Here is a 25,256-nt window from a genome sequence, read left to right on the forward strand (position 1 = left end):
CGTCACCTGGCGTCGGTGATCAGCGACGCCAGGAACGACCCCACGGCGGGCCCGGTTCCGGACACCGCGATGCCGAGGGCCACCAGGCCGACGATCAGACCGACGCTGCGCCGCGCGACGCCTGCGTTGTCACCGCGGCCGCCGATCCACAACAGGATGATCGCGATCCCGAGCAGGATGAGCGGGACGATGTTGTTCTGGATCCAGCCCTGGAGACCTCCCGTCGACACCTGCGCAACCCAGAAGGTCACCCCTTCCGTGCCGCTCATGCCGACCCCTCCCAATGACGTCCAGCCCCGCGACGAACCAGCGCACGCTACCGTGCCCGGCCGCGGGCCGGGGTTTCGAGTCAAGCATGCTCCGGCGAGGAAAAATAAGCGTCAAGCGGCGACAACGTCCGGTTGTCGGAATCGGTCATGAGCGCACTGCAACGGTGTCGTAGTGCCCTTCGACCGATCGTGTGATGACACGAAGAGCAACAACGGTGTTACGGGCTGCGTTCGGCCGTTCGGTTGTGGCGCGGCTCGCTCGTGAAGAGGCGCAGCCGGTGACCACGCTCGTCCTCCTCCACGAGTCCTGGGCCGGCAGCCGGCGGACAATGGCTGCGCCCACGCCCCGACGAGCAGAGCCGTCGACGACATCACGCGGCTGTGGCGGCGGACGAGAGGCCCGTCCGCCGCCGCCCCGGACGTCAGGAGGTGGCGTCCTCCGCCGCGTCCGCGGTCGTGCCGGAGACGGCAGCCCCGTTCGTCGCCGGGTCGCCGCGCCTGACCGCCGCGAGCAGCATCTGCGAGACGTCCTGGATCTGGACGCCCGCGCCGCCCCCCTCGGACTGCTTCTCGGTCAGGCCGTCCGAGAGCATCGTCTTGCAGAAGGGGCAGCCGACCGCGATCGTGCCGCCGTCGCCACCCACACCCGCGAGGGTGTCGAGCGCCTCGGTCGTGCGCGTGACGTTGACGCGCTGACCGATCCGCTCCTCCATCCACATCCGCGCGCCACCCGCGCCGCAGCACATCGAGCGGTCGGCGTGGCGGGGCATCTCGGTGAGCGTCGCCCCCGCGGCCGCGACGAGCTCGCGCGGCTCGGCGTAGACCTCGTTGTGCCGGCCCAGGTAGCAGGGGTCGTGGTAGGTGACGGGCGCGGCCTTGTCGGCGGCCGGCTCCGCGACCGGGACGAGCTTGCCCTCGCGCACCAGCTTGTTGAGCAGCTGCGTGTGGTGCACGACCTCGTAGTGCCCGTCGAGCTGCGGGTACTCCCGGCCGAGGGTGTTGAGGCAGTGCGGGCACGTCGTGACGATCTTGCGGGTGCCGGGCTCGCGGCCCTCGAACACCGCGTTGAGCACCTCGACGTTCTGCATGGCGAGCATCTGGAACAGGAACTCGTTACCGGAACGCCGGGCCGGGTCGCCCGTGCAGGACTCCTCCGGGCCGAGCACCGTGTAGCCGACGCCCGCGCGGTGCAGCAGCTCGGCCGTCGCGCGGATCGTCTTCTTCTGGTTGTCGTCGAACGCGCCCGCGCAGCCGATCCAGAACAGGTACTCCGTCTCGGCCGACAGCTCCCCGTCGAACACCGGGACCTCGAAGTCGAGGCCCTTCGTCCACTCCAGGCGGTCCTTGGCGTTCTGGCCCCAGGGGTTGCCCTTGTTCTCCAGGTTCTTGAACAGCACGCCGAGCTCGGACGGGAACTCGGACTCGATCATGACCTGGTGGCGACGCATGTCGATGATGTGGTCGACGTGCTCGATGTCGACGGGGCACTGCTCGACGCACGCGCCGCACGACGTGCAGGACCAGAGCACGTCGGGGTCGATGACGCCGTGCTGCTCGGCGGTGCCGACCAGGGGTCGGGCGGCCTGCTGGTCGTTCGAGCCCAGGACGCGACCGAAGCCCGACTCCGGGACGCCGTGACCGTTTCCGTTGGTCGCGGCCTCCAGGACGTCGAAGTCGACCGACTCGATCTCGGGGAGGTCCTTGCCGCCGATGATGTAGGGCGCCTTCGCGAACAGGTGGTCGCGCAGGTCCATGATCACGAGCTTGGGGGACAACGGCTTGCCGGTGTTCCAGGCCGGGCACTGGCTCTGGCAGCGACCGCACTCGGTGCAGGTCGCGAAGTCCAGCATGCCCTTCCACGTGAAGTCCTCGATCTTGCCGCGACCGAAGATCGCGTCCTCGTCGGGATCCTCGAAGTCGATCTTCTTGCCGTCCGACATCATCGGCAGCAGCGGGCCGAGCGCCTTGGGCATGCGCTTGGCCGAGACGTTGATCGGCGCCGTGAAGATGTGCAGGTGCTTGCTGTAGGCGACGATCACCAGGAACACCAGCATGACGCCGATGTGCAGCAGCAGGCCGACGGTCTCGACGACCTCGAGCGCCGGCGTGGGAATCCCCGTGAAGAGGTTCCCCAGCCCGATCGACGCCCAGGCCCCCGACTTGTACGGGAACACGCCGAGCGCCGACGACGCCGCGCGGAAGAAGAACAGCGTCCAGAGCACGTTGAGGATCATGAACAGGATCAGCCAGGCCGGGCCCGTGTGGCTGCCGTAGAACCGCGACGCACGCGCCTCGCGGGAGGGCGCGTTCCGGATCCGGATGACGGCGAAGACGCCCAGCGACAGCAGGCACAGCACCGCGATGGTGTCCTGCAGGAAGCCCAGGACCGCCCAGCGCCCGACCCACGGGATGTGGAAGTCGTGGTCGAACAGGGCCCCGTAGGCCTCGAGGTAGACCGTCGCCAGAATGACGAACGCCCAGAACGTGAAGAAGTGCGCCAGGCCCGGGACGGACCACTTCAGCAGCTTCCGCTGGCCGAACACCTCGACGAACTGCGTCCGCACCCGCGCACCGAGACCGTCGCGGCGGTCGTCGTCGGGTTGACCCGACTCGATCAGCTTGTAGACCTGCAGCGCGCGGCGCCCGGCGATCGCGACGGCGGCGACGGTGATCACCAGACCGATGACCAGTCGGACCAACACGTGTTCCTCCTCGAACAGCCGGGATTCCGCGTGTGGTGGGACGCGGCCCGTTGCGGCGGGAGGGTAGCCCTCCGCGCCATCGGGTGCCGACCAGCACCCGGTCAATTGTTTAACTAGTTACTGGAGAGTAACCCAGCGGAGGTGAAGAACGTAACGCATGTAACGGACGAGCGCCCGCCGTCAGCAGGGCTGGAAGCCGGTGATGGCGTAGCGGCGGGCGTCGTCGTCCGTCCACGTCACCGTGACCCGCCCCAGCTCCGGACCGGCCGCCACCGCCCACGCCGAGCCGCAGGTCGAGAGCGTGTACGTCCGTTCCGACGTCATCGGCGCCGCGTCACTGCGCACACTCGTCACCGGTGTCGGACCACCCGCCGACGCCCGCTCCTCCCACACCACCGCCACCGCCGCAGCGCAGTCGGCCGTCCGCGTCGCGGTGGTGAGCTGCGTCTCGGCTGCCGGCCCGACGATGCGGCACAACGGCTGCGGGTCCGCCACCCGGCCCGAGATCACCCGGTCGAGCAACGGCGGCACCTCCTGCGCGTTCGGCACCCCGCCGACCGTCGCCCGCACCTCGTTGCCCGCCTGGATCTCCCGCTGCGTCTCCGCCGCCGTGATCCGCGACGCCGTGATCGCGAACCCCACGATCGACACCGCGCACAGCACCGCCCCCGCCACCAGCAACTGCCAGCGCGGCAACCGCAACAGCCCCGCCAGCAGGAGCCCCAGGCTCAACGCCAGCGCCCACGCCCACGGGTTGTCCTTCGTCCACACCACCAGGGCGCCGACGAACGCGATGCCCGCGACGTGCCACGTCCAGCCCTTGAGCAACCGGTCCAGCCGCAGCACCGACAGCAGCACCAGGGTCCCGAGGCCGATCGCGAACGGCGGCCACCACTGCGCGACGGGCTTGTCCGGGTCGAGCGTCGGGAACAGGAAGAACGGGATGAGCAGCAACGCCGCGCCCGCGATGCCGACGCCGACCGCCAACCGCCAGCCCCGCGCCCGCAACCACGCCCACGCCCCGCCCGACGACGGCTGCTGCGGGGGTGGCGGGCCCCACCCGAGAGGTGGCGGCGGTTGGCCCTGCTGCTGCCCGGGATGCCCCGGGGCGGCCGGGTGGTACCAGACGCCGTGGGGCACGGGTGCCCGATCGTCGGGCACCGGCCCCCCGGCCTGCTCCGGTACGCCAGGCTTCGACATGTCGACGGGCGGGTTCGGCGGCGACGCCCCCGGCTGTTCCGGCGGCTGGGGCGTGCGCGGCTCTCCCATCGGCGGCCAGCCTACTGGCCACGGACACCGCCGTCCGTGAGCTCGCGGGCGAAGGGTGGCGTCCTCCCGGTTCGGGCGATCGACCCGGAGAGGGGCCCAGCAACGGGTCAGAGCCAGCCGTGGTCGCGGGCCATCCGGGCGGCCTCGGAACGACTGCCCGCACCCAGCTTCTGCATCGCAGACGACAGGTAGTTGCGGACCGTCCCCGGGGACAGGTGGACGCGGCCGGCGATGTCGTTGGCCGTGCCGGTGTCGTCGACGTTGCGGAGCACGTCGAGCTCCCGGTCGGTCAGGGGACAGTCCTCGCTGGTCAACGCCGTCATGGCGAGGTCGGGGTCGACGTAGCGACCGCCACCGTGCACGCGGCGGACGACGTCGGCGAGGACGGAGGCGGGCGCGCTCTTGGTGACGAACCCGCGCGCCCCGGCCCCGAGGGCACGGCGCAGCACCCCCGGGCGGGCGTGGCGGGTCAGGATGATGCAGCGCGTCGCCGGCTGGTTCTCGGCGACCCACTGGGCGACCTCGGCGCCGTCGCGGCCGGGCATCTCGACGTCGAGGACGGCGACGTCGGGGGCGTGGTCGCGGATGGCCTCGACGGCCTCGTCGCCGGTGGCGGCCTCGGCGACGATCACGAGGTCGCCCTCGAGTCCGAGCAGGGCGCCGACGGCGCCGCGGGTGAGGGACTCGTCGTCGGCCAGGACGAGCCTGATGGGTCCGGTCACGCAGGCACCGGGAGGGACGCGTCGAGGCGGAAGGTGCCGTCGGGGCCGGGTCCGGCGTCGAGGCGGCCGGCGTGTTCGTCGAGGTAACGGCCGAGCGCGACGAGCCCGGTGCCGGCGTCCTCGGCCGCGGTGGGGAAGGCGCCGTCGTTGGTGACGCGCAGGTGGGCGGCGCCGTCGACGACCTCGATCTCGATGGTGCAGCTGCGGGGCTGGGCGTGGCGCAGGACGTTGGTCATGGCTTCGCGCAGGACGCGGCCGAGGACGCCGCGGGCGGGTCCGGCGATCGTCGACGGATCCCCGTGGACGACGAGTGCCACGCCGGCGGAGTCGAGGACGGCGCGGGCGCCCGCGAGTTCCGACGCCAGATCCGTCGTGCGGGTCTCCCGGACGAGCGCGCGCACCTCGGACAGCGACTCCCGGGCCACGCGCTGCACGTCGTCGAGCTCCGCCTTCGAGCGGTCGGTGTCGACGTCGATGAGGCGGCTGGCGAGCTCGCTCTTGAACGCGACGACCTCGAGGGCGTGGCCCAGGATGTCGTGCAGGTCGTCGGCCAGGCGCAGCCGTTCGCGGGCGGTGGCGAGCTCGGCGGCGACGCGGCGGGACTCGTCGAGGTCGGTGACGGCTTTGAGCCACCAGAGCCGTTCGACGTCGACGCACCACATGAACAGCACGTAGAACGCGGCGAGGGCCGCCCCGAGCCACGGCGGGAACGGGAACTCGTAGGTGGTGTTGGCGGCGATCCACCAGCCGAAGCCGAGCACCGCGGCGGCGGTGAGGACGACGGTCACGGCGCCACGCCAGAGCCGCCCACCTCCGACGACGTCGCCGAGCAGCACCCCGCTCACGAGCGCCCAGGTGAAGCCGGCGAACGACGAGGCGAGACCGACCAGCGCGAGGCCGAGCACCACCGCGAGGGCGACGACCACGAACCAGGGCGAGGCGGGAGAGCCGAGGGAGCGCACGTGCTGGCGGATCCGGAACAGGTGCAGGCCCAGCGCGACGAAGTAGAGCGCGAACAGGGTGATCGCGTACGGCGCTGCGGGCAGCCCCGTCCAGATGACCATCGCGGGCACGAACAACAACCAGCCGACGGTGATGAGCATGCCGATGACGCCGAACCGGCGCGCGGCCCGCATGCGGCGCTCCTCGGACCCGGCGAGCCCGCTGCCCACCCCCTGCGAATCCACGACCAGACCGTATCCGAGAACCCCTGATGACAGGTGTCATCGAAGGGCGGACGCGGTGTCACACCGGCTGATGACCGTCATGACTACCGGGACCCCCGGCCCGGACGGCACCGTTGTGGCCATGACGGAGACGATGCAGGCGGCGGGCGACGCCGCGACGAGCAGGGGGTCGGCCGTCGAGCTGCGGGGGCTGCGGGTCGCCTACGGGGAGTTCGAGGCCGTCCGCGGCATCGACCTGACCGTGCGGACCGGAGAGGTGTTCGCGCTCCTCGGCACGAACGGCGCCGGCAAGACGACGACGCTGGAGGTCCTGGAGGGCTTCGGCCGCCGGACCGGCGGCGACGTGTCGGTGCTCGGGCTGGACCCGGCGACGCACCGGCACGAGCTGAGCCGCCGGATGGGGGTGCAGCTGCAGGAGGGCGGGTTCGTCGACGAGCTGACCGTCGGCGAGACGCTCGGGCTGTGGCAGAAGCTCTCGGACCGGACCGACCGAGTGGAGCGGCTGCTCGACCGGTTCGAGCTGACGCGTCGTCGTGACGTCCCGGCGTCGAAGCTGTCGGGCGGCGAGAAGCGCCGTCTCGACCTGGCGCTGGCCGTGTGGGGGTCACCGGAGCTGGTGATCCTCGACGAGCCGACGACAGGGCTGGACCCGGAGTCGCGGACCCGCACGTGGGACGCCATCCAGGAGCTGCAGGAGGCGGGCCGCACGGTGCTGCTGACCACGCACTACCTGGAGGAGGCCGAGGCGCTGGCCGACCGCGTCGCGATCATGCACGAGGGTCGCGTCGCGGTGCAGGGCACGCTCGCGGAGATCCTCGCGACGCGGCCGGCCGGTTTCTCGGCGACGCTGCCCGCGGCGGCGATCCCGGCCGGGCCTGCCGACCTCCCGCAGCTCGTCGGCGACCCGGCGGCCCAGGTGCGCGGTGACTCCGTGCACGTCACGGTCCGCACGGCCGAGCTGCAGGCCGATCTCACGACGTTCCTGACCTGGGCGGCGGATCACGGCGTCCCGCTGACCGACCTGCGCGCCGCGCCCGCGTCGCTCGCCGAGATCTACCACTCGGTTCGCGAGGGAACCGTCGGCGCGCCGAACAGCGCCACCCGCAACGACACGGAGGTGACCCGATGACCACCGCGACCCCCGCGGGGACGAGCCCCGCGCAGAAGGTCCTCGCCCTCGCCGTCACCGAGATCAAGCTGGTGATGCGCAACCGCACCATGGCCGTCTCGACGCTGCTGGTCCCGGTCGCGCTCGGCGTGTTCTGGGCGTTCTCGTTCGGCGGCGGACCCGACGTGTGGCCGATGGTCGTCGCGCTGCAGGCCGCGGTCACGCTCGGGATGGGGCTCTACCTGACGGCGACGCAGACCGTCGTCGCCCGCCGCCACACCCGGGTCCTGACCCGGATGCGCACCAGCGGCATCTCCGACCCGGGACTGCTCACCGCGACACTCGCCCCGGCCATCGCCATCGCACTGGTGCAGATCGTCGTCTTCGCGGTGATCGACCTGGTCATGGGCGTCGTCGCCCCGGTCAACCCGCTCGCTCTCGTCGCGATGGTGCTGGCTGGGGTCGCCCTGATGGTGACGGCCGCGCTCGCCACGAGCGTGGTCACGCCGTCGCCGGAGCGGGCGCAGATCACCACGCTGCCGCTGGTGTTCGTGATGCTCGGCGGCGCCATCGCGATGGCCGTCATCCCCGCTGAGGGCTGGCTGCAGGCGCTGCTCCTCGTCCCCGGCGCGGCCGTGGGCACGCTGGTCCGGCTCGCGTTCGGCGGCGAGATCGGCATGGGCGCGGTGACCGGCACGATCGTCGCCACCGTGGCCCTGCTGGCGTGGGCGGGCATCTTCGCCCGCGTCGCGCAGCGGAAGTTCCGGTGGGACCCGCGCAACGGCTGAGAACTCCGGCCCGTCACGGGTCGTGCGAGGGTCGGCGCCCGCCGGGGCTCGGGGGCGTCACGGCGGGTGCCGACCCGGATCAGCGCCGGGTGCCCACCCGGTGGAAGTTCATGTGCGCCCGCGACGGCGTCGGACCGCGCTGCCCCTGGTAGTGCGAGCCGACGCCCTCGCTGCCGTACGGGCGCTCGGCCGGGCTGGACAGCCGGAACAGGCACAGCTGCCCGATCTTCATCCCCGGCCACAGCGTGATCGGCAGGTTGGCGACGTTGGACAGCTCCAGCGTGATGTGGCCGGTGAATCCGGGGTCGATGAACCCGGCCGTCGAGTGCGTGAGCAGGCCGAGCCGGCCCAGGCTCGACTTGCCCTCCAGCCGGCCCGCGAGGTCGTCGGGCAGGGTGACGCACTCGAACGTCGACCCCAGCACGAACTCCCCGGGGTGCAGCACGAACGGGTCGTCGCCCTCGGGCTCGACCGATGTCGTCAGCTCGTCCTGCTGTTCGCGCGGGTCGATGTGGGTGTACTTCGAGTTCTGGAAGACGCGGAAGAACCGGTCGAGCCGGACGTCGATGCTCGACGGCTGGAGCATCGCCAGGTCCCACGGGTCGAGGACGAGCCGCTGCGACTCGATCTCCTTGCGCAGGTCACCGTCGGAGAGCAGCACCGGGTCACCCTAGCGGGACGCACGGTCAGACGTCGGAGGACCGGGGCGCCAGCTGCGGGAACGGGTTCAGCCCGAACATCCACGCGACGGCCGCCTCGGCCCGCGAGGCCTCCTTGCCGTCGTAGCGCGGCGGCTGCGGGCGCGGGTCGACGTCGAGGATGCGCCACACGTCGTCGAGCACGTGCCTGCCGTCGACGCTGCGGATCGAGTCACCCGGCTCCGCGACGTGCGGGCCGTCGACGAGCACGCCCGGTGTGCCCAGCCCCGGTGCGTCCCCGACCAGCTCCGGGTCGTCGGAGACGAGCACGCCGGCCGACGACACGAGGTGCACCAGGTCGTTCAGCTCCAGGTGGGGGACGACGACCGCGCGGTCGTGCCGGGCCAGGGCCGCGGCGCCGTCGTCACCGCAGAGGTCGCCGAACAGGACGACCTCCAGGTCGTCGTCGCGGTCGAGCAGCGCCGGTAGGTCGGCCATCACGGCCGCCGAGGACGGGCTGTCGAGACCCGCGACGACGAGCCGCGACGTGCCCGCTGCGACCCGCATGATCAGCTTCGCGAACCGGAGGTCGTCGGGCGGCGGGTTGGATCCGATCGTGTCACCCACCTGCAGCACGTTCGGACCCAGCGGGCTGCCGAGCGTCGGCCCGCCCGTCGTCAGGAACAGCGACGCCAGCTGGCTGATGACCCGCCGGTTCGCCTCCTCGGGGAACGGGCACAGCAGGTCGTCGGTGGCCATGCCCGCCTGCAGGTGCACGACGGGGATCAGGCGCCAGAACGCCACCTGCGCGGCCAGCAGCGCCGTCATCCCACCGCCGTAGATCATCACTGCGGACGGGTCCTGCTCGACCATCAGCTGGTCGAGCTTCGCGGTGAGGGCCGACGCCACCGCCGCGGGCGTGTAGCCGGGGTGTTCGGGCAGCAGGAGCGTGATGTCGGCGGGGACGCTGAGGGCCTCGAACGCGTCGTGGGTGACCATCGGGTCGGGACCGGTGGCGACGGTGAGGCCCCGGATGCGGTCCGCCTCCGCGATCGCCGTGGCGACGGGGGCGAGGCGGGCGACCTCGGGCCGAGTACCCGCGACCAGGAGAACGTCGTGCTCGTGGTCGTCGGGAAGGTCTCCGATGAGCCTCTCGAATGCCGTCATTCCCGATCCTCCGCTGCCGGGGAGCTGCGTGTCCGGAGTGTGGGCCAATGCGGGTCACGCCGTCGACCGGATCCGAACAGTCGGTGATGCACTCCGCCGCAACCACCCCGATGGGCGGCGACCAGGTGGCCCATCCGGTGACTGACAGTGATGATGCTAAGGTCATCACAGACGTGCGGATGTAGTTCAATGGTAGAACATCAGCTTCCCAAGCTGAATACGCGGGTTCGATTCCCGTCATCCGCTCCATACATGAAGGCCCAGGTCAGTCGGTGTCCACACCGGACCTGGGCCTTCGTCGTACCTCGGTTCTCCACAGGGTCGCGGCGCGGCGTCCTTCGACCTCGACATGACCACGCCGCTCACGCCCCGGGCTCGACGTCGTCCGCACCGGCCTCGCCCTACGGTGACGGCCGTGGCCACCGCCTGGAGCCTGACGATCGACAGCGCCTCACCGACGACCCTCGCCGCCTTCTGGGCCGTCGCCCTCCGCTACGAACCGGCGCCGCCGCCGAAAGGTTGGACGACCTGGGACGACTGGTTCGACGACCACGACGTCCCGCCCTCCGAACGCGACGACGGCGCCTTCATCCACGACCCCGGCGGTACGGCCCCCGCCATCTCCTTCCTGCGCGTCCCCGAGGGCAAGACCGTCAAGAACCGGATGCACCTCGACCTCGCCGTCGGCGGCGGTCGCCACGTCGACCCCGGCCTCCGACGCTCACGCGTCGACACCGAGGTCCAGCGCCTCACCGGCCTCGGCGCCACCGTGCTCCGGGATGTCCCCGACCACGTCACCATGGCCGACCCCGAGGGCAACGAGTTCGACGTCCTGTGAGCCGGCGATGATCACCTGCGTCGACGCGCATCGGCAGGACGCAGGTCGCCCACGGACCGCGCCGGCGCACGGCGCAGCTCCGCCACGTCCGCCCGGGACTCCCGCCGCGGGCATCGCGCCGAACGCCGCGCAGGTGCCCCGCGGTGGTCACGACTCCACGCGGAGCAGGCCCAGGCGCCGGGTCGCCCGGGTCATCGAGACGTAGAGGTCGGCGGGGTTGCGGCGGCGGATGGCCTCCGGGTCGGCGATGACGACGACGTCGAACTCCAGTCCTTTCGCGGACAACGGGGTGTGCAGCTCGGCGGGCAGGTCGTCGAGGCCGCTGACGTCGTCGGCGATCACGGCGATGGTGCCGCGGCGCAGCTGTGACGCCTCGGTCTCGACGGCTGACCGCAGCGCAGACGACAGGTCGGCCGCCGGGACCGTCCGCTCCCAGGGGTCCTCGCCGGTGGAGCGGACGGACTCGGGTGGGCGGCGGTCGGGGGCGTACTCGGCCAGGACGGCCGCGGCGGCAGCCATGATCTCGGTCGGCGTCCGGTAGTTGACGGTGAGCGTGCGGTAGGTCCAGCGGTCGGCCAGGTGCGGGGCGAGGACGTCGCCCCAGGTCCGGGCCCCGGCGGGGGCGCTGCGCTGGGCGAGGTCGCCGACCGCGGTGATGGAGTGCGACGGACAGCGGCGCAGCAGGACGTGCCAGTCCATGGCCGACAGCTCCTGCGCCTCGTCGACGACGAGGTGCCCGAACCGCCAGTCCCGGTCGCTCGCGGCGCGTTCGGCGACGCTCGCGAGGTGGCCGGGGACCTGGCGGGCGGCGAGGACGTCGGCGGTGACGAAGTCGGTGGGGCGGGCCTCGTCGGGGTCCTCGCCGGCGAGCTGCCGGTCGGCGGCCTCCAGGATGCTGAGCACCTCGGCGGCGTAGCGGCTGTCGGCCTCCGCCTCGGCGTCGCGGCGGGCGGGCCCGGCGGGCAGCGGGCCGAGCAGCTCGGCGAGCTCGTCGAGCAGGGGCGCGTCGGCGACGGTCCAGGGGGCGCCGGCGTCACGGCGCAGCGAGGCGTCGCCGCCCGCGGTCCGCAGCCGCTCCGGCGAGGCGTAGAGGTCGGTGAGTACCTGCTCCGGGGTGATCGCCGGCCACAACTCGTCGACGGCGGCGTGGAAGGCGAGGTCGGCGCGCAGGTCGTCGCGGAGCTCGGCGCGCATCTCGGCGGTGATCTCGGCGGCGCCCGCGGGCTCGATCTCGGGGAGCCCGGACAGCCCGCTGAGCAGCTCGACGAGCTCGGGCGGGTCCTCGAACTCGTGGTTCAGCCGTTCGAGGCCCTGCTGGACGAGGAGCTTGCCGAGGGTGTCGCGGAACGTCGCGCGGGCGATGTTGTGGGGCTGCCCGGTGGCCCGTGCGCGGCGGCGGGCCTCGGTCGCGACCTTGCGGTCGACCTCGACGGTGACGTCCTCCAGCTCGACGGCGATCGGGGACGTGGGCACCTTCTGGAGGTCGTCGACGGCGCGGCGCAGCACGTCGACCATGACGAGGTCCCCCTTGAGCCGGGCGACGTCGTCGGCGTCGACGGCCGTGGCGACGACGCCGTGTGCGAGCCGGCCGGGCGTCGTGAACAGGACGGCCGACTCGCCGAGCGCGGGCAGTACGCCGCCGACGTAGTGGATGAAGTCGGCGCTCGGCCCGACGACGAGCACGCCGCTGCGCGCCAGCCGCTCCCGGTGGGCGTAGAGGAGGTAGGCGACGCGGTGCAGTGCGACGGCGGTCTTGCCGGTGCCGGGCCCGCCCTCGATGACGACCGTCCCCGACAGCGGGAGGCGGATGATCGCGTCCTGCTCGGCCTGGATTGTCGTGACGATGTCGCGCATCATCGAGCCGCGCGGTGCCTTCAGCGCGGCGAGCAGCGCCGGATCGGACGCCGACCCGGACTCGATGGTGCCGTCGAGGACGTCGTCGTGAAATGTCGTGACTCGTTCGGAAGGCGCGGTTCCGGCGATCTGGAAATGGCGTCGACGGCTCACTCCGAGTGGTGTGGCCATCGTCGCGCAGTAGAACGGTTGTGCGGCAGGTGCGCGCCAGTCGAGGAGGGCGCTCTCGCCGTCGGCGGGGTCGGTGAGGCCGATGCGTCCGATGTAGGCGGTGGTCGCGTCGGCGTGGTCGAGCCGCCCGAAGCAGAGGCCCGAGCGGGCGGCCGCCAGCGCACCCACCCGATCCGACCAGCGGTGGACCGACACGTCGCGTTCCCAGAGCCCACTGATCTCGCCGCCGGTCGGCGCCGCCAGCATGCCCCGTGCCTGGGCAGTCGCGCTCTCCAGTTCGTCGACGAGTAGTGCGTGCAGTCCGCGGATGTGCTCGGTCTCGGCCGTCAGTTCCTGCTCGTAAGAAGGTGTTTCCACGCTCTCCTCGCCCGTGCTATCATTGAGTTGCGGAGCTAGGGCTTTGTCATTCAAGGGCACCCGTCAGAATAACGTCTCCGCCGAATTCAGCGCAAATGTGTTGCGGTTCCCGCTGTGCCGGTCAGGCCGCGGAGACGTCCCGCCAGGACCCCAACGCGAGCGCCGCCCCGGCCAGCAGCGCGGCACCCGAGCCGACGCCCGCTACCCCCGCGATCCACGCCTCGGAGCCGGTCACCAGGCCGAGGACCGCGCCGAGGATCCCCAGGAGGGCGCTGGAGAACTCCGGCCGTAGCGAGCGGCGTCCAGGTGGTGTCATCGCAAGGCGGGCAGGCGTGGCGATACCGCTGTTGTATCGGCGCGTCTGCCCAACGCCGCGAGGGCACCGCCTGGACGTCGCGCAGTAGGTCCGAGTTCTTCAGCGCGCTCCTTGGCCCGTGAGCACCCCGCCGAGGACGTGCAGCGGCGGCGCGTGCCAGACCGCGCCCAGGCCGAAGAAGTGCACCCCCACCACGACGGCCACCCAGGCGACGCCGAACTCCCCGTGCCCGAACACGCCGTTGATCAGGACGAGGCCGCCGAACAGCGCCACTGCCTCGACCGCGACAACGATCCAGTAGCCGCGGGTGAACCCGGCGCCACCCTCCCGCGTGATCCCCCCTGTGCCACCACGCATGCGCGCCTGCAGCACGAACAGCAGCACCGCGGCGACGACGACTCCCGCGATCCGCAGCACCGTCGACGCCGGCGAGCCCAACGGCCCGCTGTTGACGACGACGAACACCAGGCCGAAGACGATCCCGATGATCAGCCCGACTGCCGGCCGCGACCGAACTGCGTCGTCTCCCATGCCCGCATCCTCGATACCCGCCGCCCCGGCGGCAACACGGAGCCCGGTTCAGCGGTACGCCGGCGGCTCCCACGCGGCGAAACGCGCCATCGACTTCAGCGCGACCTGCGGAGGCGTCAGCCGGATCGCGGTGTTGCGCACCCGCACCGCCACCGGGTTGTGCAGTTCCTGGCCGATCCGCGCGATGTTCCGCGCCGACGCGGCCACCCACTGCGACCGCGTCCGCCGCTCGGAGTCGTAGCGGCGCAACGCCTCCGCGGCCGGAGTGCCTCCCGAGAACGCCGCGCCCAGGACCACCGCGTCCTCGATCGCCTGGCACGCGCCCTGCCCGAGGTGCGGCACCATCGCGTGCGCGGCGTCGCCGAGCAGTGCCGTCGCCCCGACGACGTAGGTCGGCAACGGGTCGGCGAGGTCGCGAAGGTCGTGACGGATGACCGTGGCGGGATCGGTGGCGTCCATCAGCCGCAGGATCGGGTCGTGCCAGCCGCCGAAACGGAAACGCGCCTCCGCGGCCTCGTCGGCGAACCGGGTGCCGGGCGCCAGCCGGGTGGCGCCGTACCAGTAGACGCGGCCGTCGCCCAGCGGGACGATCCCGAACTCCGACCCCGGACCCCACGTGATGGCCGGGCTGAGCGGCTCCGTCCACGGTTCTGCCGTCACCGCCCGCCAGGCCGTGGAGCCGCTGTGCCGGGTCCCGCCGCTGCCCGGCAGCAGCGCGCTGCGCAACCGGCTGTCGATGCCGTCGGCGACGACGACCACGTCGGCCTCGACGGTCTCCTCCGTGCCGTCGCGGACGAACCCCACCGTGGCCGGTGGCCCGGCCTCGACACCGACGACCTCGGTCCCGGCGCGCAACGCGTCGGTAGGCAGGGCGTCGAGCAGGATCTGCAGCAGGCGTGCGCGGTGGATGCCGACGGCCGTGGCCCCCAGACGCGACGCCGCCTCGTCGGCCCGCAACCGTGACAGCCAGCGGCCGTCCGGCGTCCGGGTCCCGACCGGCGCCTCCGCGACCCCGCCGTCGACCACCGCGTCACGCAGGCCGAGGACCTCGAGCCCGCGCAACGCGTTGGACATCAGGGTGAGCCCGGCGCCGACCTCCCCGAACTCGGGCGCCCGCTCGAACACCGTGACGTCGAGACCCGCACGGCGCAGTGCGACCGCCGACGCGAGGCCCCCGATCCCCCCGCCGACGACGACCGCGCGCACGGCGTCAGTACCCGGCCGGCGGGTACCCCGCGACCCCCGGTGGCACGGCCGGGCCGCTCTGCTTGCTGACGACGATGCCGCCCACGATCGCGGCGACGCCGCCCACGATCGTCATGATCAGACCGAAACCGAGCGAGATGTCGAGCGCGTCGGCCAGCTCGGAGGCGAGCCCGCCGCCGGCGGCCTCGGACATCGTGGAGTTCAGGTTGATGATCACGTAGACCCCGAGGCCGACGACGATGAGCCCGAACAGGATCGGCAGCCGCTGCACGATCGCGGGGATCGACGGCTTGACCAGGCGCAGGATGCCGACCGCCAGGATGAGGACACCCACGACGAGGGTGATCTTGCCGTCGCCCTCGGTGCCGGCGACCGACAGGGAGCCGAACGCCCCGGCCTGGATGGTGACCCACGGCAGGAACGAGCCGACGACCGCGAGCAGGCCACCGACGGCCGTGATGATCCCGAAGATCATCCCCTGGCCTGCGGCGCCACCCGGCGATCCCTTGGGCGCGGGCCCGGGCGCGCCGTACTGCGGCTGACCCTGCGGCGCGCCGTAGGGCTGCTGCTGCCCGTACTGCTGTTGCTGGCCGTACTGCTGGCCCCCGGGCTGCTGGCCGTACTGGGGCTGGCCGCCGTACTGGGGCTGGCCGCCGTACTGGGGCTGCCCGCCGTAGGGCGGCTGCTGGCCCGGGTACGGCTGCCCGGGCTGCTGGCCCGGATAGGGCTGCCCTCCCGGCGGCTGGTTCTGCGGCCACTGGCCGGGCGAGCTGGACATGCGGTCCCCCTGGATCCGACGCCGCCACCCCAGCGGTCGTCGCACACGGAGTTGTAGCAGAAGCAACCGACGAATCCGACGGATCGGCGGAGGAACCTCACGTCTCGTGCGCCGCCCGCAGCCGCGCGGGCGCCGCGCGCCGCCACGCCTCCGTGATCAGCTCGGTGAGCTGCGCCGACCCGATACTCGTCAGGTCGACGAGTATCGAACCGTGCCCGTCGTAGTGCGGCGTCGTGGAGAACGCGGGATCGCCCGAGGCGAGCATGGCCTCCTTCTCGTCGAGCGCGCACATCACGACGAGCAACCCCTCGGCCTCCGTGCGCAGCCGCACCATCAGCCTGCCGCGGACCTTCAGCGCAGGCGTCCGGTACGACGTCGACTCCTCGACCTCCGGCAGCGCAGTCCCGATCCGCACCACGTCGTCCCAGTCCACATGCCCATCGTGGCGCCCTGCGCCCCGGACGTCATGGACGGAACGGAACAGCACCGGGAACAACGGCTCAGCGCTGCCACTGCCCCGTGCGCTGCGTCGGCGACCCGGCCAGCGCGACGACACCCGCCGCGGCCAGGACCAGCCCGACGACGAAGGGCACCGTCCAACCGTCACGAATCCGGTCGCCGAGCAGCCCGATCGCGACGAGCCCCGGCACGACGACCTCGGTCACGGTGAACACCGCGGTGACGAGGGACAGGTCGCCGCGGGAGAGGGCACGCGCGAACGTCACGATGCCGACCAGCCAGAACCCCAGCAACAGATACGTGGCGGGCTGGGCGAGCAGGGCGACGACGTCGAACCCGTCGGGGCCGATGTACACCGAGCGCACCGCCAGTGACGTCCCACCGAACCCCAGCCCGGCGACGAGCGCGAGCAGCCAGGCGTGCCGCGAGTTGTAGAGCACGATCGTCGCCGCGGCCAGGACCCCGAGCGAGATGCCGAGGACGATGTCGGCGGCCGTGCCGGCCCCTCCCGGCCGGTCCACGCCCGCGGCGCCCGCGATGAGCACCAGCCCGGTGACGCAGCCGCCGATCGCGACCCGGTCGAGCACGCTCAGCCGCGCCCCCCAGATCCAGCGGACCGCCAGCGCCGTCAACGCGATCGAGCCGCCGAGGATGGCCTGCACCGCGAAGACCGGCAGGAACCGCAGCGCGACGACCGTGCACACCCAGGCCAGCCCGTCGACGATCAGCCCGAGGATGAACCGCGGCTGCAGGGCGAGCGGGCGTCGGCGGGTGGTGCGGGTCGTGGCGTCGGACTGCAGCAGTCCCGCGACGCAGTTGAGGACCATCGCCGCGACGGCGAACACCAGGCCCAGGACCACCTCGCGACGCTCCCTCTGCTCGACGGTGCCGACCCTGACTCAGTCCTGCCCGGCAGCCGAGGCAGCCGTCACCCGCCCCAGTCTCCATGCGGTGAGCGCGGTCACGAGCACCCCCACCCCGCCCGCGACGATCATCGTCGTCCGGGCCGACGTCGCTTGCAACAACAAGCCACCTCCGACGTAGGAGATCGCGGCGGCGACGCCGATGCCTCCGTAGAGGTTCGCGAACACCCTGCCCTGCATGCCCGCGGGCACGATCCGCTGCAGGATCGTCGTCGCCGCGACGTCCTTCACGGCGAGCCCGGCGCCGCGCACCGCCTGCATCGCGACCGCCGCCGCGGCCGCCCACACGACGCCGGTCAGCAGGTTCCCGAGGCTGCTCACCGCCATACCTGCGACGAACAGCGCGACCGTCGCCGGGGCGCGGCGCCGGCCCAGCCACAGGTAGCCGGCGAGCAGCCCGACGCCGACCGCCGCGTACAGCAGCGCCAGCACGAAGTCGGGCGCGCCGAGGTCGCGGACGACGAAGACCAGCGCGACGTCGTCGACACCGTTCGCGGCGACCACCGCGCAGAACGCCACCACCACGATCCGCACGAGCGGCGTCCGCCGCACGTAGCCGATCCCCGCCCTGGCCTGCGCGAACATCGACGGCTCCGCCGGTGCCGTCCGCGACACCGACGGCCGCGGCAGCGGGGGCAACCGCAGCAGCACGAGCGCCGAGACCGCGAACGTCGCAGCGTCCACCAACAACACGACCCTGATGTCCGCGACCACCAGCAACGCCGCCGCCAGCAACGGACCGGCGATCTCCGCGACGTTCGCCCCGAACCCGATGCCGGCGTTCGCACCCTCGAGGTCGCGGTCGTGGACGAGCCCCGGCACCGCCGCGCGCGACGCCGGCGCGAACAACTGCCCCAGCAACGCCCGCGTCGCGACCAGCACCAGCAGCACCGGCAACGGCGGCAGCAGCAACGCCAGCACCACCGTCACCGCGGCCTGCGCGACGTCGCAGCCGATCATCAGCCGACGCAGGTCCACGCGGTCGGCGATCGCGCCCAGCACCGGCGCCGCCAATGCCGGCGCGACATCACCCACCAGCAGCAGAACCGTGACGGCCAGCGCCTCACCGGTCGTCGACGCCACGTGCAGGATCAGCGCGACCAGGCTCAGCGCGTCACCCAGCAACGACACCCCGCGCGCCGCCCACAGCGTCCGATAGGGACCGTGGGTGCGGACGAGGGTCAACGCCCCCAGCGGCGCCGGCTCGGGGGCGGACACCCCGGCAACCTACGGCGCGCAGGGAGCGGAGTCGTCCGAATTACCCGGTCGGCCTCCCCGTCAGGACCGGGCGCGCTCCGCCGCGTCGACACGCACGTCCCGCACGGGGACGCGCACGTCCCGGGGGCGGCCGGGCGGCGGGGGAACGGGCTGTGCCGCGACAGGCTGTGCCGCGACAGGCTGTGCCGCGACAGGCTGTGCCGCGACAGGCTGTGCCGCGACAGGCTGTGCCGGGACGGGGGGCTGTGCGACGGCAGGCTGTGCGGCGACACGGAAGAAGCCGCTCATCAGACCACCCGGAACGGTGGGCAGTGCCGCAGCAGCCTCCTCACGACGCACGCGCCGCCGCTCGGCGAGCACCGCCGTGAGCAGGACGAGCAGCGTCGCCACGAACGCCGGTACACCGACGAGCAGCACGAACGGCCCGAACACGGCCACCGCCAGCGCGATCGCCAACGTCTCCAACACGATCACCACGGCCGACATGCGTGCCACCCGGAACCCCCCTCGTAGCGCCCACTCCCGCAGTGGGCACGCCACTCCATCGCCGGACGACGCCGGAACGTGACACCCCCACCACACCGAGTTCGACACAGGGCCCGGTTCCGTCAGGTCAGGGCTGCCGCACCAGGGACCGGCGCGTGGGCTCCCCCCGCCGCGCCGGTCCCGGCCCGTGCCCCGCCGTGGCGAGGGGGCTCAGGAGGCCGGGACCTCGGCCGAGGGCGGCGGCACGACGACCGGCGGCTGCGACACCGGCGGCGGCTCGGAGACGGGCGGGTTCGTCACCGGCGGGTTCGTGACCGGCGGGTCCGTGACGGGCGGGTCCGTCACCGGCGGGTTCGTCACCGGCGGGTCCGTGACCGGCGGCGGGTCCGAGGGCGTTCCCTCGGTCGCGGGCGGAGGAGTGCTCGGGTCGGTGACCACCGGCGGCGGCACGGTGGTGCCGAGCGGGGCCGGCGGGACGACCGGGGCGGCGGGGGCCCCCGGACCCGCGGGGCCCGCGGCCGGGGGCTTGGTCTGCGCGGCGTTGTTGCCGGCGGCGGGCTGCTCGGCGACGGGGTTGGCGGCCGGCGAGACCGCGCCCGGCTCCGCGGGCGCGGAGGCCGTCGACAGCGGGCCGGTGACGGTCGAGCCCGCGGACGCGGGACGGGCCGTCGGCCAGGTCAGGACGGCCGCGGCGATCGCTGCGATCCCCAGCGCCGCACCGGCACCGATGAGCAGACCCACCGGGCCACGGCGCTCCCGGGGCTCGTCGAGCTCGTCGCGGGTCCAGTCGGGCAACGGCTGCACCGGGGGCCGTGGGGGCGCGACGTGGGCGACCGGCCGGACGTCGACGGGGGCGGCCTCGAACCAGGGCGCCGGCCCGGCACCGGCCGCGGGGACCAGCGCCGCCGCGGAGGCTGCCGAGACGACGGGGATCGGGGCCGTGGTCTCGACGGGCGCCATCTCGACCGCGGGCCACGACATCGACGGCTGCGGCGCCACCGCGAGGACGGCACCCTTGGCGATGGAGTTCTTGGGGTCGGCGTCGACCGCGACGGGCCGGTCGAGCTGCTCGGACACCAGCTGCGCGACCAGCGGGATGCGTGAGGACCCGCCGACCAGCAACACCGCGTCGAGCATCTCCGGGGTGAGGCCTGCGGACCCGACGGCCCGGCGCAGCGCCGCGACCGTCTCCTCGACGTGCGGGCCGATGAGCTGCTCGAACTCGCTGCGGTGCAGCCGCACCGAGCCCTGGGTGCCGGGCAGCAGGACGGGGACGGAGGCCTCGGTGTCGGCCGAGAGCGTCTCCTTGGCCTCGGTGCACTCTCGGCGGATCCGGGCGACGGCCGCCAGGACGTCGGCGTTCGTGTCGTCGAGCTCCGCGAACGCGTCGGGCATGGCCTCGACGACGTGGTCGAACACGACCTGGTCGAAGTCGATGCCGCCGAGGCGTTCGATCCCCTCGGGCCGGCCGAGCAGGTCGAACCCGGAGCCGCCCTTGCGGACGACGGCGGAGTCGAAGGTGCCGCCCCCGAGGTCGTAGACGGCGATGGTGGAGCCGGTGCCGACCCGCTCCGCGGACGCGTAGTGCATCGCGGCGGCCTCGGGCTCGGCCAGGAACGTCACGGTCAGGCCGTGCCCGGCCAAGGCCCCTGCCAGCAGGTCCTTCTTGTGCCGGCCCCAGGCGGCGGGGTGGCTGACGGCGATGCCGTCGGCCGCGCCGCCCTCCCGGGTCGCGACCTGCGCGACGATCCAGGAGACCAGCTGCGCGGCGAGCTCCTCCGCCGCCCACGGGACGCCGGCCACGACGAGCGGGGTGGGGTCACCGATGCGGCGCTTGAACTCGCGGACGACGCGATCCGGGTCGGTCAGCGCGCGGCGCTCCGCCGCCTCGCCGACCACGACCGAGCCGTCGGCCCCCAGGTAGAGCACGGACGGGACGCTCGCCGACCGGGACCCGAGGGTCACCATCTCGGGCTCGGCCCACCGGTCTCCCGATGGACGGCACACGGCCGCGGCCGAGTACGTCGTGCCCAGGTCGATACCGAGCAGGTACCCCATCGTCCGTCCTTCCCCCGATGTCCGCGAGCTGCCCCGGTGCGTGCGCGGCCCCCCCTTGCACTGGTGCCATCGGAGTATCGCCGTAGTTCGTTAGCGACCGAAGGGGTGCTAACACCCCAATGCACGAACGGGTGGCACCACAGGGGGCCGGATCCCGCTCCCACCTGCGACATCCCGCCCCGTCCCCCGAAGCCCCTAACGCCCGATCCCGACGATCCCCGTACCGGCGCTTTACCGAACCATGGGAGTTCCCCGATGGCCGGCGCCCGATCCGTCCCTAACTTCTGCATCAACGCCAGGGCCGCTCAGCCCGGCCCGCACGACACAACACAAGCGACCGGGCAACGAGCCCACCGAGGAGACGATCACGATGGCCGAGAGCATCTCGCTGCTGGACTTCCTGCTCCGCCTGATCAACGACGAGGACCTCCGCGAGGACTTCAGCGACGACCCCGAGGAGGTCCTGGAGGCCTACAACCTGACCGACCTCAGCGCGCAGGACGTCTACGACGCGCTGATCCTCGCCCAGGACAGCCACCAGGCCAGCTTCGACCGCAACTACGACACCGGCCACAACTACGTTCCCCCGGTGCCGGCGCACGCGGGCCACGGCGGCCACGGTGAGGGCGGCCACGGGCACAAGGAAGCCGTCGAGTACATCAACAAGTACATCACCAACAACTACGTCGACGACCGCGACACCATCGTCGACAACTCGGTGAACCAGAACATCGACAACCGCGGCGGCATCTTCGACCAGGACATCGACGTCGACTCCGTCGTCGCGTCGGGCGACGGCGCCGTGGCCGCCGGCGACGACATCGAGGACAGCACCATCACCACCGGCAACGGCAACGTGGTCGGCAACGGCAACGACGTGGTCAAGGGCGACGGCAACACCACCGCCTTCGGCAACGGCGACGCCGTCTCCACCGGCAACCTCACCACCGGCGACGGCGGCGCCATCTCCCTCGGCGGCAACGCGTCCGGTAACGACGCCGACACCAACGTCCGCAACTTCGGCGACGGCGACACCAACGTGGCCACCGCCAGCAACGGCTCGACCGTCGGCCAGGCCAACGTCCACGTCGACGACGACTCGACCACGACGACCACCAACAACACGAACTCGAACAACCAGACCGACATCGACGTCGACGACTCGTTCAACACCGACAACGACATCGACTTCGCGTCGAACAACGACATCGCCTCGAACAACGACGTGCTGTCGAACAACGAGGGCGGTCGCGGCGACGGCGCCGACGGCATCGACGCCTTCTGATTCCTTCCTTCACCCGATAACGCCTACTTACCCGAGGAGCACGAAATGGCCGACCAGACCCTGATCCAGTTCCTGATGAGCCTGTTCGAGGACGAGGAGCAGCTCGCCGAGTTCCAGGCCAACCCCAACGCCTTCCTGGCGTCCTGCGGGTTCACCGACCTCGAGCCGGGCGACGTCCAGGAGGCGCTGGTCCTGCTGCGCGACTCCCACGACGCCAGCTTCGACCGCGACTACAACACCGGCGGCAACCACCACCCGCACATCCCGCCGCCCCCGCACCCCAAGCCTGGCGAGGACTCGCACGACGTCGCCGTCAAGTACCTGAACACCTACGTCACCAACAACTACATCGACGACCGCGACACCATCGTCGACAACTCGATCAACCAGAACATCGACAACCGCGGCGGCATCTTCAACCAGGACATCGACGTCGACTCCGTCGTCGCGTCCGGTGACGGGTCCGTGGCCGCCGGCGGCGACATCGAGGACAGCACCATCACCACCGGCAACGACAACGTCGTGGGCAACGGCAACGACGTGGTGAAGGGCGACGGCAACACCACCGCCTTCGGCAACGGCGACGCCGTCTCCACCGGCGACCTGACCACCGGCAACGGCGGCGCCATCTCCCTCGGCGGAGACGCCTCGGGCAACGACGCCGACACCAACGTCGCCAACTTCGGCGACGGCGACACCAACGTGGCCACCGCCAGCAACGGCTCCACCGTCGGCCAGGCCAACGTCCACGTCGACGACGACTCGACCACGACGACCACCACCAACACGAACTCGAACAACCAGACCGACATCGACGTCGACGACTCGTTCAACACCCAGAACGACGTCGACATCCTGTCCAACAACGACGTGCTGTCGAACAACGCAGTCGCGTCCGGCAACTCGGGCGGCTCGGGCGACGGCGCCGACGGCATCGACCTCGTCTGACGCACCGCCCAGGGGTAGCCTGAGCACGACCCGACGATCGGCCCCGCCTTCCCGGACCCGGGAGGGCGGGGCCGATCTCGTCGTGTACGAAGGACACCGAACGCGGTGATGGAACGTGGGGGGTTCGGCACGCAGTGGCGGTTCCGGCAGCTGTCGACCTGGTCGACCTGGCGCTCAAGGCGACCACGGCCTACCAGCGCCCTGACCTGGGGACACGTCTGCAGCACACCCGTAAACGCCTCGCCGACCCCGCAGTCCGCGTCCTCATCGTCGGCGAGTTCAAGCAGGGCAAGTCCCAGCTGGTCAACGCCCTGGTCAACGCCCCCGTCTGCCCCGTGGACGACGACATCTCCACGTCGGTGCCGACCGTCGTCAAACACGGCGACACGCCCGCCGTGTCGATCGTCCGCGACCACGGCCCCGACGACGAAAGACCCCCTGAGCGCACGGAGGTGCCCATCGGGCGCCTCGCGGAGTTCGTCTCCGAGGCAGGCAATCCGGACAACCGGGCCAAACTCAGCTACGCGGAGGTCTCGCTGCCGCGCAAGCTGCTCGCCGGTGGCCTCGTCCTCGTCGACACCCCCGGCGTCGGCGGCCTCGGTTCGGCCCACGGTGCGGCCACGATGTCGGTGCTGCCCAGCGCCGACGCCGTCCTGCTCGTGTCCGACGCCGCGCAGGAGTACACGGCCCCCGAGATGGAGTTCCTCGGCGCGGCGATGAAACTGTGCCCCAACGTGGCCTGCGTCGTCACCAAGACCGACCTGTACCCGCACTGGCGCCGCATCGTCGAGCTCGACGCCGGGCACCTCGCGCGCGCCGGGGTCAAGGCCGACATCCTGCCGATCTCCTCGACGCTGCGCCTGCACGCCGCCCAGACCCAGGACGCCGCCCTCATGGAGGAGTCCGGGTTCAAGGAACTCATCGGGTTCCTGCTCAACCGCGTCGTCGCCCGCGCCGACGACCTCGACCGCCGCTCCACCGCGCAGGACGTCCTCGACGTCTGCGAGCAGATGGCCACCAGTATGAAGGCCGAACTCAGCGCCCAGGAGAACCCGGAGCAGACCGAAGCGCTCGTCGCCGACCTCACCGCGGCCAAGACCCGCGCCGACGCCCTGCGCCAACGCTCCGCCCGCTGGCAGACCACCCTCAACGACGGCGTCGCCGACCTCATCGCCGACATCGACTACGACCTGCGCGACCGGTTGCGCGCCATCGCCCGCGACGCCGAACAGCTCCTCGACGACGCCGACCCCGCCGACATCTGGGACCAGTTCGCCGAATGGCTGCACCAACAGGTGTCCGCCGCCGCATCCGCCAACTTCGTGTGGACCGCCGAACGCGCCCGCTACCTCGCCGGGCAGGTCGCCGAACACTTCGCCGAAGGCGCCGAGATCGCGCTGCCGACGCTGCGCTTCGAGGACACCGTCGGCACCATGGGCGGCCGCGTCGGAGCCCTCGAACAGCCCGTCGACGAGAAGTTCGGCATCGGCCAGAAACTGTTCACCGGTATGCGCGGCGGCTACGGCGGCCTCCTCATGATCGGCCTCGCCACCAGCATCGCCGGCCTCACCCTGCTCAACCCCATCTCCATCGGCGCCGGCCTCCTCTTCGGCGGCAAGACCGTGCGCGACGAACGCAAACGCCTCAAGCAGCGACGGCAGGCCGAGTCGAAGAACGCCGTGCGCAAACACATCGACGAGGTGACCTTCCAGGTCTCCAAGGACTCCCGGGACATGCTGCGCCGCATCCAGCGCGACCTGCGCGACCACTTCACCGTCCTCGCCGAGGAAGTCTCGACATCCCTCGCGACATCCGTCGCCGCCGCCCAGTCGGCCGTCAAGACCGACACCAACGAACGCGAGTCCCGCATCCGCGACCTGCGCGCCGAACTCGTCCGCATCGAAGCCCTCGGCGACCGCGCCAAACAGCTCGCCACCCAGGCCGGGCAGGTCACCGCGTGAGCGAGCGGCAGCGAGCG

At 72.1% G+C, this 25,256-nt stretch carries 23 protein-coding genes and 1 tRNA gene; 7 read left to right on the forward strand and 17 right to left on the reverse strand.

The window, feature by feature from the left end:
* Nucleotides 1-2 precede the first annotated feature (2 nt).
* The 5 genes from AB7F12_RS01385 to AB7F12_RS01405 form a co-directional block, all read right to left on the reverse strand.
* Nucleotides 3-269: a hypothetical protein gene (locus tag AB7F12_RS01385; protein ID WP_428497099.1), complete on the reverse strand. Its 267-nt coding sequence runs from the start codon at nt 267-269 to the stop codon at nt 3-5.
* Between the two features lie 422 nt (nt 270-691).
* Entirely contained in the window at nt 692-2,971 is a 2,280-nt protein-coding gene (locus AB7F12_RS01390; protein ID WP_428497100.1) for a (Fe-S)-binding protein, read from the reverse strand.
* 180 nt (nt 2,972-3,151) lie between these two features.
* Nucleotides 3,152-4,240, reverse strand: a complete 1,089-nt coding sequence (locus tag AB7F12_RS01395; RefSeq protein ID WP_428497101.1) for a hypothetical protein — start codon at nt 4,238-4,240, stop codon at nt 3,152-3,154.
* A 107-nt stretch (nt 4,241-4,347) separates the two neighbouring features.
* Nucleotides 4,348-4,962 carry a response regulator transcription factor gene (locus tag AB7F12_RS01400; RefSeq protein ID WP_428497102.1) on the reverse strand — a complete coding sequence of 205 codons (615 nt, stop codon included), beginning with the start codon at nt 4,960-4,962 and terminating at the stop codon, nt 4,348-4,350.
* The gene (locus tag AB7F12_RS01405) at nt 4,959-6,149 is read right to left on the reverse strand and encodes a sensor histidine kinase (protein WP_428497103.1); all 1,191 of its coding nucleotides are present in this window, start codon (nt 6,147-6,149) and stop codon (nt 4,959-4,961) included. The genes AB7F12_RS01400 and AB7F12_RS01405 overlap by 4 nt, the downstream gene beginning before the upstream one ends.
* A gap of 121 nt (nt 6,150-6,270) precedes the next feature.
* Here AB7F12_RS01405 and AB7F12_RS01410 point away from each other — a divergent pair, with 121 nt between their 5' ends.
* Both AB7F12_RS01410 and AB7F12_RS01415 read left to right on the forward strand, forming a co-directional pair.
* Nucleotides 6,271-7,278: an ABC transporter ATP-binding protein gene (locus AB7F12_RS01410; protein ID WP_428497104.1), complete on the forward strand. Its 1,008-nt coding sequence runs from the start codon at nt 6,271-6,273 to the stop codon at nt 7,276-7,278.
* Nucleotides 7,275-8,045, forward strand: a complete 771-nt coding sequence (locus AB7F12_RS01415; protein ID WP_428497105.1) for an ABC transporter permease — start codon at nt 7,275-7,277, stop codon at nt 8,043-8,045. The genes AB7F12_RS01410 and AB7F12_RS01415 overlap by 4 nt, the downstream gene beginning before the upstream one ends.
* Nucleotides 8,046-8,124: 79 nt before the next feature.
* On the opposite strand, the gene dcd is transcribed toward AB7F12_RS01415, so the two are convergent.
* Together dcd and AB7F12_RS01425 are read right to left on the reverse strand one after the other, a co-directional pair.
* On the reverse strand, nt 8,125-8,706 hold the full coding sequence (gene dcd, locus AB7F12_RS01420) for a dCTP deaminase (protein ID WP_428497106.1): 582 nt from the start codon (nt 8,704-8,706) through the stop codon (nt 8,125-8,127).
* 25 nt (nt 8,707-8,731) lie between these two features.
* Complete coding sequence (locus tag AB7F12_RS01425; protein ID WP_428497107.1) at nt 8,732-9,850, reverse strand: UDP-N-acetylglucosamine 2-epimerase; 1,119 nt, start codon at nt 9,848-9,850, stop codon at nt 8,732-8,734.
* A 175-nt stretch (nt 9,851-10,025) separates the two neighbouring features.
* On the opposite strand from AB7F12_RS01425, the gene AB7F12_RS01430 reads away from it, so the two are divergent.
* Together AB7F12_RS01430 and AB7F12_RS01435 are read left to right on the forward strand one after the other, a co-directional pair.
* Nucleotides 10,026-10,099: transfer RNA gene (locus tag AB7F12_RS01430), tRNA-Gly, on the forward strand.
* 166 nt (nt 10,100-10,265) lie between these two features.
* Nucleotides 10,266-10,688: a VOC family protein gene (locus tag AB7F12_RS01435; protein ID WP_428497108.1), complete on the forward strand. Its 423-nt coding sequence runs from the start codon at nt 10,266-10,268 to the stop codon at nt 10,686-10,688.
* Between the two features lie 147 nt (nt 10,689-10,835).
* On the opposite strand, the gene AB7F12_RS01440 is transcribed toward AB7F12_RS01435, so the two are convergent.
* The 10 genes from AB7F12_RS01440 to AB7F12_RS01485 form a co-directional block, all read right to left on the reverse strand.
* Nucleotides 10,836-13,070, reverse strand: a complete 2,235-nt coding sequence (locus tag AB7F12_RS01440; RefSeq protein ID WP_428497109.1) for a UvrD-helicase domain-containing protein — start codon at nt 13,068-13,070, stop codon at nt 10,836-10,838.
* A gap of 121 nt (nt 13,071-13,191) precedes the next feature.
* Entirely contained in the window at nt 13,192-13,386 is a 195-nt protein-coding gene (locus tag AB7F12_RS01445) for a hypothetical protein (RefSeq protein ID WP_428497110.1), read from the reverse strand.
* Nucleotides 13,387-13,485: 99 nt separating this feature from the next.
* Nucleotides 13,486-13,917, reverse strand: coding sequence for a hypothetical protein (locus AB7F12_RS01450; RefSeq protein WP_428497111.1), 432 nt, complete (start codon nt 13,915-13,917; stop codon nt 13,486-13,488).
* Between the two features lie 48 nt (nt 13,918-13,965).
* Nucleotides 13,966-15,123, reverse strand: a complete 1,158-nt coding sequence (locus tag AB7F12_RS01455) for an FAD-dependent oxidoreductase (protein WP_428497112.1) — start codon at nt 15,121-15,123, stop codon at nt 13,966-13,968.
* A gap of 4 nt (nt 15,124-15,127) precedes the next feature.
* Nucleotides 15,128-15,901 (reverse strand): hypothetical protein, encoded by a 774-nt coding sequence (locus AB7F12_RS01460; RefSeq protein WP_428497113.1) that lies wholly within the window; start codon nt 15,899-15,901, stop codon nt 15,128-15,130.
* A gap of 97 nt (nt 15,902-15,998) precedes the next feature.
* Nucleotides 15,999-16,334 (reverse strand): MmcQ/YjbR family DNA-binding protein, encoded by a 336-nt coding sequence (locus AB7F12_RS01465; protein ID WP_428497114.1) that lies wholly within the window; start codon nt 16,332-16,334, stop codon nt 15,999-16,001.
* A 67-nt stretch (nt 16,335-16,401) separates the two neighbouring features.
* Entirely contained in the window at nt 16,402-17,220 is an 819-nt protein-coding gene (locus AB7F12_RS01470) for a hypothetical protein (protein ID WP_428497115.1), read from the reverse strand.
* A 39-nt stretch (nt 17,221-17,259) separates the two neighbouring features.
* The gene (locus AB7F12_RS01475) at nt 17,260-18,501 is read right to left on the reverse strand and encodes an MFS transporter (protein WP_428497116.1); all 1,242 of its coding nucleotides are present in this window, start codon (nt 18,499-18,501) and stop codon (nt 17,260-17,262) included.
* Between the two features lie 60 nt (nt 18,502-18,561).
* Nucleotides 18,562-18,996, reverse strand: coding sequence for a hypothetical protein (locus tag AB7F12_RS01480; protein WP_428517839.1), 435 nt, complete (start codon nt 18,994-18,996; stop codon nt 18,562-18,564).
* Between the two features lie 201 nt (nt 18,997-19,197).
* Nucleotides 19,198-21,045 carry an Hsp70 family protein gene (locus AB7F12_RS01485; protein ID WP_428497118.1) on the reverse strand — a complete coding sequence of 616 codons (1,848 nt, stop codon included), beginning with the start codon at nt 21,043-21,045 and terminating at the stop codon, nt 19,198-19,200.
* Between the two features lie 370 nt (nt 21,046-21,415).
* On the opposite strand from AB7F12_RS01485, the gene AB7F12_RS01490 reads away from it, so the two are divergent.
* The 3 genes from AB7F12_RS01490 (at nt 21,416) to AB7F12_RS01500 (ending at nt 25,239) form a co-directional block, all read left to right on the forward strand.
* The gene (locus tag AB7F12_RS01490) at nt 21,416-22,330 is read left to right on the forward strand and encodes an IniB N-terminal domain-containing protein (RefSeq protein ID WP_428497119.1); all 915 of its coding nucleotides are present in this window, start codon (nt 21,416-21,418) and stop codon (nt 22,328-22,330) included.
* Nucleotides 22,331-22,375: 45 nt separating this feature from the next.
* Nucleotides 22,376-23,278, forward strand: a complete 903-nt coding sequence (locus tag AB7F12_RS01495; protein ID WP_428497120.1) for an IniB N-terminal domain-containing protein — start codon at nt 22,376-22,378, stop codon at nt 23,276-23,278.
* Nucleotides 23,279-23,412: 134 nt separating this feature from the next.
* On the forward strand, nt 23,413-25,239 hold the full coding sequence (locus tag AB7F12_RS01500) for a dynamin family protein (RefSeq protein ID WP_428497121.1): 1,827 nt from the start codon (nt 23,413-23,415) through the stop codon (nt 25,237-25,239).
* The last annotated feature ends 17 nt before the right edge of the window (nt 25,240-25,256 follow it).

The organism is Pseudonocardia sp. (assembly GCF_050250275.1).
Taxonomy (GTDB): domain Bacteria; phylum Actinomycetota; class Actinomycetes; order Mycobacteriales; family Pseudonocardiaceae; genus Pseudonocardia.

What these genes read in the sequence shown, in the direction of transcription:
- AB7F12_RS01385 (WP_428497099.1), bottom strand. Translation starts at nt 269, where the DNA reads ATGAGCGGCACGGAAGGGGTGACCTTCTGGGTTGCGCAGGTGTCGACG.
- AB7F12_RS01395 (WP_428497101.1), bottom strand. Translation starts at nt 4,240, where the DNA reads ATGGGAGAGCCGCGCACGCCCCAGCCGCCGGAACAGCCGGGGGCGTCG.
- AB7F12_RS01410 (WP_428497104.1), top strand. Translation starts at nt 6,271, where the DNA reads ATGACGGAGACGATGCAGGCGGCGGGCGACGCCGCGACGAGCAGGGGG.
- AB7F12_RS01415 (WP_428497105.1), top strand. Translation starts at nt 7,275, where the DNA reads ATGACCACCGCGACCCCCGCGGGGACGAGCCCCGCGCAGAAGGTCCTC.
- AB7F12_RS01425 (WP_428497107.1), bottom strand. Translation starts at nt 9,850, where the DNA reads ATGACGGCATTCGAGAGGCTCATCGGAGACCTTCCCGACGACCACGAG.
- AB7F12_RS01445 (WP_428497110.1), bottom strand. Translation starts at nt 13,386, where the DNA reads ATGACACCACCTGGACGCCGCTCGCTACGGCCGGAGTTCTCCAGCGCC.
- AB7F12_RS01450 (WP_428497111.1), bottom strand. Translation starts at nt 13,917, where the DNA reads ATGGGAGACGACGCAGTTCGGTCGCGGCCGGCAGTCGGGCTGATCATC.
- AB7F12_RS01460 (WP_428497113.1), bottom strand. Translation starts at nt 15,901, where the DNA reads ATGTCCAGCTCGCCCGGCCAGTGGCCGCAGAACCAGCCGCCGGGAGGG.
- AB7F12_RS01485 (WP_428497118.1), bottom strand. Translation starts at nt 21,045, where the DNA reads ATGGGGTACCTGCTCGGTATCGACCTGGGCACGACGTACTCGGCCGCG.
- AB7F12_RS01490 (WP_428497119.1), top strand. Translation starts at nt 21,416, where the DNA reads ATGGCCGAGAGCATCTCGCTGCTGGACTTCCTGCTCCGCCTGATCAAC.
- AB7F12_RS01495 (WP_428497120.1), top strand. Translation starts at nt 22,376, where the DNA reads ATGGCCGACCAGACCCTGATCCAGTTCCTGATGAGCCTGTTCGAGGAC.